This window comes from Streptomyces acidicola (assembly GCF_009377235.1).
Taxonomy (GTDB): Bacteria; Actinomycetota; Actinomycetes; order Streptomycetales; family Streptomycetaceae; genus Streptomyces; species Streptomyces acidicola.
Genome location: NZ_VMNX01000395.1, coordinates 1 through 5,219, shown reverse-complemented (window position 1 = coordinate 5,219; position 5,219 = coordinate 1). Strand labels below are relative to the sequence as shown.

Genomic DNA, 5,219 nt, shown 5'->3' with positions numbered 1-5,219 from the left:
GGGTAGGGGCGGCGGGGGCGAGAAAACACCCGCGTCGCCACCCGCACCCGGCACCGCACCCGGCACCGCACCCGAAGCCAGCAACTCCCCATGCAGCGCCCTCAGTTCCGCACCCGGATCCGCGCCCAGCCGATCCGCCAGCAGTCGCCGTACGCCCTCGTACGCGGCCAGTGCCTGAGCCGTGCGCCCCGCGTCGCGCAGGGCCCGCAGCCGCAGGGCCTGGAGGGGCTCGTCCAGCGGGTGGGCGTCGCAGAGCGCCCTGAGTTCGGGAAGGTGCTGCTCGGCCTGGCCCAGGGCGAGGGCCGCGGTGAGACGGGCACGGCGGGCGTCGAGCCGGCGCGCCTCCCAGCGGGCCGCCGCGGCCGTACGGTCGGGGAGGTCGGCGAGGGCAGGCCCCTGCCAGAGGGCCAGGGCGTCGTCCAGCACCACGGCCGCCTTCGCCGCGTCACCGTCGGCCAGGGCACGCGCACCTTCGCCGACGAGCCGTTCGAAGCGGTGGAGGTCGATGTCGTCCGCGCCCGTGACCAGCCGGTAGCCGCCGTCGGCCGAGGCGACCGCGTCCGGACCGAGCGCCCTGCGCAACCGCCCGACCAGCGCCTGCACAGCGCCGGACGCGTCCGCGGGCGGCTCACCGTCCCACACCTCGTCGACCAGCACGGTCACGGGCACCGTACGCCCGGCCCGCAGCGCGAGCACGGTCAGCAGGGCACGCAGTCGCGCCCCGCCGACCGGAGCGGAGGAGCCGTCGGGGCGGAACGCCTGGGTGGTGCCGAGGATGCGGTAGCGCACGGGGCCATTCTCGCTTGCCCAGCTGCCTTGACGGCCTCCCCTGGGCTCCGCCAAGGCGAGAAAGGCTATTTCACTCAACTCTCATTCACTCAGATACAAATACGCTACCCTTCGGGCCATGGGGAGATCTCCGAGGGCGCTCATCGCTGTCCGGCTGACCGTCCAGACCGAATCGACGACCAGCCCTGAACGGCAGGTTGAAGACTGCACGTCCTTCTGTGAGGTGCGCGGCTGGGAGGTCGCCGGTGTCGCCAGAGACCTTTCCGTCTCCGCCACCGCAGTGCCGCCGTGGAAGCGTCCAGAACTGTCCCGGTGGCTCGACGACCGCGCCCCCGAATTCGACGTCATCGTCTTCTGGCGACTCGATCGGTTCGTTCGCCGAGTCGGCGACCTGCACCAGATGATCGAGTGGGCCGAGAGCCACGGGGGAAAAGGACTGGTGTCCGCCACCGAACCGTTCGATCTCACGAGCCCGACGGGAAGGGCGACAGCCACCATGATCGCCACCTTTGCCCAGATGGAAGCCCGCGCCGCTGCAGAGCGGGTTGCCTCGTCGCGTGCACACCTGCTCACGTCCACCCGGTGGGGCGGCAGTTCACCGCCCTTCGGCTATCGGACCTACGCAAAGGACGGCGCCCGCTACCTGGAGATCAACCCGGAGACGGCAGACATCGTCCGGGAAGCCGCTCGACGCGTCATGGGCGGCGAGCCGGTCAATGCCATCTGCCGTGACTTCGAGGAACGGGGGGTACCTTCCCCCGCGGACACGTATCAACGGAACAAGTCCGGCAAGGACTTCGTCTGGTATCCCCGCACGCTGAAGGGAATCCTCACCTCCCCCACCCTGCTGGGCTGGAAGACTCGCAACGAGGACGTTCCCGGGAAGAAATACAAGAAGCGCGTCATGGTTCACGGTCAGGACGGCCGTCCCATCCGCGTAGCAGAAGGAGTACTGGACCAGGAGTTCTTCGACCGCCTTCAGGACGCCTTGGCCGGTTCGACCTCTCCCATCAGTCGACGTTCCGCGACGCCCAGGACCCCGCTCCTCAACGTGATCAAGTGTGGAGGGTGCGGCAAGAACCTTCAGCTTCACACGACCAAGAAGCGACGCAAAGACGGGACGTACCGGGTCACCGAGAAGATCCGCTGCCTCTCACGCGCCGGCTCCCCGGCGTGCCGCGGCTACGCTTTCCTGCCCGACGAGGAAATCGTCACCCCCGTTCTGCGCATTCTGCTCCAGGACATCGGAGAGACACCTGTCACGCGCCGTGTGTACGTCCCACGGGCCGAGGGCGAGTCGAGGAATCCGTCAGAGGGCGCCGATGAGGATCAATGGCAGTTCGTGCCGCTTGGTACGACCTTCACTGAGCGGTGGCAAAGCATGGGGATCACTGAGATCGGTGAGGATCTAATCCACGCCGGCATCACGGTCAGATGCCATCCAGGAGAACGTGGCGGCCATGTTGCGGAGATCCCCGAGGACTTCGGGGAGCGGCTTGCCAAGTTTCTGAATTGGCCCGACCGGCAATAGGCAGCCGCTTCTAGGCGATGAGAGTGAGGTAGATGCACCGCAGGCACGAGTCCAGGTGATCATGGAGTTTTCTACGCTCACTGATCACGAAGGACGGCCGTGCCCGCGGTGCCGTCTTGCTTGCTCGAACCCCTTTGGAACCAGTTCGCCGCACTCCTGCCCGCCCGGGGAGAGTTCGTCACGGACCACCTGCTGGGCTGTCATCGGCGCCGGATTGCCGACCGGACGGTCTTCGAGCACATCGTGCTCGCGCTGGTTCATGGCTCCGGCTACGAGCGCGTCTCGACACCCGGATGCTCCGACCGGACCATTCGACGTCGTGTCAAGGAGTCGTCTGACCAGGGGATTTCGGAACAGGTTCACGCCCTCGCCCTGAAAGCGTACGACCGTATGGTCGGCCTCGGACTGTATGAGATCTCGGTGGATGCCTGCGTCACCAAGGCCCCCTCCGGCGGGGAGAAGGCGGAGCGATCGCCGGTCGACCGGGGCAAGCAGGGACTGAAGCGCTCAGTCGCCTCCGACGACTGCGGTGTTCCGCTCGGGATCGTCTCCGACGGAGCCGACCGGCACGACTCACCCCTGCAAGCGGCTAAGACGCAGGTCGGCCCGCTGCCGGAAACGGTCAATGTCAACCTCGACCGCGGATACGACAGCGCTAAGACCCGTGCGCTGATAGCCGAGTTGGGATTCACGGCCGAGATCACGCGTAAGGGAGTGCCAACTCCGATTCAGGCCGGCAAGCGCTGGGGCGTCGAGCGCACGCACTCGCGGATGAACGGCTACGGCAAGCTCCGGCGCTGCACAGAGAAGAGCGGCAACGTTGTGGACTTCTACCTCTACCTCGCCGCCGCTCTCATCACGCTCCGCATGCTGATCCGCCGGGCAACGAGCCGCTACCGCTGGGACGACCGCCCCACCACCCGACGCCTCAAGTGATCCATTTCCGGTCGGTCATACATGGGCCTCCGCACAACGAGACACGTCCTACCAGATGGAGGGAACCACCGGCCCCCGGGCGATCAGGACGTCGGCTTTGTGGTTCCAGCCGAGGGAGGAGTAGAGGCGCTGGCCTTCCTCGCTGGCAATGAGAAGACCAGTACGGGCACCCTGGGACACGGCGGTCTCCGCCAGAGCGCTCATCATGGCGCGGCCCAGGCCGCGTCGGCGGTGCGCTGCGTCCGTCTCGATACGATCGGCGATCGCATCACCGTCGACCACGGCAATGGAGCCGCGCGCTGCCACCTCTCCGGAGGCGTTATAGAGGGAGACGACCGTGACTGGTCCCTCCGTGCGCACCTCGCGCTCGTACGGCGCGGCAGGCGCGTGCTGCGGGTGCTCGGTCAGATCAGTCGTCATGAACCACTCTGACCGGTGGAGCAACTCCAGTCCGGCTGCGCCGACGATGGCTTCGACTGTGCCTGGGCGCAGCGTAGGCACAGTGAGCCAGGTGATCTGCCGCGCGGCGGCGACGGCTGCCGCCAGCCGTGCCAAGGACTCGGGCTCCTCGTCCGCACGCAGCGCGAACACCTCGACCTCGCGGCCGGGTTGGTCGCACCTGGACCGCAGGCCGTCCCCGACGGGCTCGACCGGCTCGGCCTCGGGCAGGGAGCGGGCGACGGTCCAGCCGTCCAGCCAACGTCGTATTAGCCCTGAATCGATCTTCGTCATCCGGCGATTACAGCATGACTGCAACCGGTGGGCCGGCGAACAACCGTCCCGCGTTGTTCGCCGCCGCCAAACGACGCCGCCCTCCATTTACCGGTCGATCTTAGTCAAGGCTCCGCGACACGACGGCCGGGTCACACGCTTCTGCCGAACTTCTAAACGTTCCGGGGAACTCTCAGCCCCGCGAGACGTTGTCCACACATTCATCATCACGGTCGAAGCTGGTCTCGTTTCGACCGCCGCATACCAGGAGCGCTGCCTCATGACCACCGTCTCCCGCACAAGCGAACAGCGGATCAGCCCTGTCTTTCTCGGGATCGCCGCCGTCACGGCGGTCACCGGGTGGGCGGTGTGGACGGGCTTCGGGTCGTCTCCAGGACTTGCCATCTTTCTCTTCGTCACCTCTGCCTGGGTGATCTCTCTGTGTCTGCACGAGTACGCACATGCCCGCACCGCGCTGCACGGGGGCGACATCACCGTCGGCGCCAAGGGCTACTTGAGCCTCAATCCTCTCGCCTACACGCATGCTCTCCTCAGCATCGTGCTGCCCGTCCTCTTCGTGATCATGGGCGGGATCGGTCTGCCGGGCGGTGCGGTGTTCATCGAGCGCGGGCGCATCCGGGGCCGCTGGCGACACAGCCTGATCTCGGCGGCGGGCCCGCTGACCAACGTGGCGTTCGCGGTGGTCTGCACGGCGCCGTTCTGGCTGGACGCGCTGGACGGGGTCCCGGCTGCGTTCCGGTACGCGCTGGCGTTCCTGGCGCTGCTCCAGGTCACGGCCGCGATCCTGAACTTCCTGCCGGTGCCGGGCCTGGACGGCTACGGGGTGATCGAGCCCTGGCTGTCGCACAAGGCCCGCCGCCAGATGGAGCCGCTCGCGCCGTTCGGGCTGCTGCTGGTGTTCGCGGTGCTGTGGATCCCGGAGGTGAACGCCGCGTTCTTCGGCGCGGTCGACGCCGTGCTGAGCGGACTGGGCATCAGCGACCTCGACACATACTGCGGCCTGAATCTGTACCGCTTCTGGCAGGAGGGCAGCAACGTGTGCGTCACTCCGTGACGGAGCCGCGCCCTGCCCTCGCGCGCCGCGCGTAGTACCACGTCATGTTGGACGACAGCCCGGCCAGCAGCACCCAGACGATCCCCAGCCAGCTGCCCTGGACGAAGGAGACCACGGCGGCGGCCACGGAGAGCAGGCAGACGGCGAGGGTGTACAGAGCGAGTCGCCGGGTCTGGG

6 protein-coding genes are annotated in these 5,219 nt (G+C 67.5%); 3 read left to right on the top strand and 3 right to left on the bottom strand.

Features of this window, described 5'->3' with window-relative positions:
• On the bottom strand, positions 1 to 789 hold a 789-nt coding region (locus FPZ41_RS44625; protein ID WP_322621528.1), incomplete at its 3' end, for an AfsR/SARP family transcriptional regulator.
• Positions 790 to 907: 118 nt separating this feature from the next.
• Between FPZ41_RS44625 and FPZ41_RS44620 the strand changes: the two genes are divergently transcribed.
• Complete coding sequence (locus FPZ41_RS44620; protein WP_152870421.1) at positions 908 to 2,320, top strand: recombinase family protein; 1,413 nt, start codon at positions 908 to 910, stop codon at positions 2,318 to 2,320.
• Between the two features lie 99 nt (positions 2,321 to 2,419).
• A complete protein-coding gene (locus FPZ41_RS44615; RefSeq protein WP_322621527.1) occupies positions 2,420 to 3,256 on the top strand; it encodes an IS5 family transposase in 837 nt (278 codons plus the stop codon).
• Positions 3,257 to 3,304: 48 nt separating this feature from the next.
• Here FPZ41_RS44615 and FPZ41_RS44610 read toward each other — a convergent pair whose 3' ends face one another.
• On the bottom strand, positions 3,305 to 3,988 hold the full coding sequence (locus FPZ41_RS44610) for a GNAT family N-acetyltransferase (protein WP_152870418.1): 684 nt from the start codon (positions 3,986 to 3,988) through the stop codon (positions 3,305 to 3,307).
• 259 nt (positions 3,989 to 4,247) lie between these two features.
• Between FPZ41_RS44610 and FPZ41_RS44605 the strand changes: the two genes are divergently transcribed.
• Positions 4,248 to 5,042, top strand: a complete 795-nt coding sequence (locus tag FPZ41_RS44605; protein ID WP_152870417.1) for a site-2 protease family protein — start codon at positions 4,248 to 4,250, stop codon at positions 5,040 to 5,042.
• Here the strand turns inward: FPZ41_RS44605 and FPZ41_RS44600 are convergent.
• A partial coding sequence (locus FPZ41_RS44600; protein WP_152870415.1) for a hypothetical protein occupies positions 5,032 to 5,219 on the bottom strand: 188 nt, incomplete at its 5' end. The two genes, FPZ41_RS44605 and FPZ41_RS44600, sit on opposite strands and share 11 nt — an antisense overlap.

What these genes read in the sequence shown, in the direction of transcription:
- FPZ41_RS44620 (WP_152870421.1), top strand. Translation starts at nt 908, where the DNA reads ATGGGGAGATCTCCGAGGGCGCTCATCGCTGTCCGGCTGACCGTCCAG.
- FPZ41_RS44610 (WP_152870418.1), bottom strand. Translation starts at nt 3,988, where the DNA reads ATGACGAAGATCGATTCAGGGCTAATACGACGTTGGCTGGACGGCTGG.
- FPZ41_RS44605 (WP_152870417.1), top strand. Translation starts at nt 4,248, where the DNA reads ATGACCACCGTCTCCCGCACAAGCGAACAGCGGATCAGCCCTGTCTTT.